Origin of the sequence: Nonomuraea sp. NPDC050733, from assembly GCF_040654215.1 — a bacterium.
In the GTDB taxonomy this organism is placed as follows: Bacteria; Actinomycetota; Actinomycetes; order Streptosporangiales; family Streptosporangiaceae; genus Nonomuraea.
In genome coordinates, this window is the sequence record NZ_JBFAHO010000093.1 from 1 (window position 1) to 1,007 (window position 1,007).

Here is a 1,007-nt window from a genome sequence, read left to right on the forward strand (position 1 = left end):
TAGTACTACAGTCATGTTTTGTGATCTATAGTCGGATCCGTGTCGGATGTGGTGACGTCTGAGGATCTCCAGTCGTGGGCGGCGGGGCTGGATGAGCTGTTCGCTCGGGTGGCCAGCCGCTTTGGCCGGGTGGAGCCGCGTCGGCAGGCGCGGGCGTATCTGGTCGGGTTGCTGGCGCCGGTGGAGCGTAAGAACGGCTGGCAGTTGGCTGAGGCTGCGGGTGATGCGCAGCCTCATCGGATGCAGCGGCTGCTGAACAACGTGCGGTGGGATCCGCGGGATGTCCGTGTCGACCTGCGTGATTACGTGGTCGAGCAGCTGGGGGATCCGGGCGGGGTGCTGATCGTGGACGAGACCGGCTTCGTCAAGAAGGGCACCCGGTCGGCGGGGGTGCAGCGGCAGTATTCGGGTACGGCCGGTCGGGTGGAGAACTGCCAGCTCGGGGTGTTTCTCGCGTACGCGACGCCGCGCGGGCGCACGTTGCTCGATGCCGAGTTGTACCTGCCGAAGTCGTGGACCGGCGATCGGGCCCGGTGCGCGCAGGCCGGCATCCCTGACAGTGTGCCGTTCGCGACCAAGCCGGCGCTGGCGGCGGCGATGCTGGACCGTGCCCTGGACGGTGGCGTGCCCGCCTCGTGGGTGAGCGCGGACGAGGCGTACGGCCAGGACCACAAATTCCGGCTCTCCCTGGAAAAACGCGAGATCGGGTATGTGGTGGCCGTGCCCAGGAGCCAGTCGGTCGGCACCGGTATCGGCTACGGCAACACCGGCTCACGGGCCGACGCGGTGACCGCCGACGCCCCCGAGCAGGCGTGGAAACGCCTGTCAGCGGGCGATGGGGCCAAGGGGCCACGCCTGTATGACTGGGCGATGGCAACCCTGCCGCCCCACGCCGACGACCCCCTGGGCGGACCCGGCGGTTTCCAGCGGTGGCTGCTGGTACGCCGCAGTCTCACCCCGAACGATCAAGGCGAGCGTGAACTGGCCTTCTACCTGTGCTTCGGACC

General features: G+C 68.3%; 1 protein-coding gene. It reads left to right on the forward strand.

Annotated elements, in window-relative coordinates; genetic code table 11:
- Positions 1 to 51 precede the first annotated feature (51 nt).
- The coding region (locus AB0H64_RS44915; protein WP_357638081.1) for an IS701 family transposase at positions 52 to 1,007 on the forward strand (956 nt) is incomplete at its 3' end.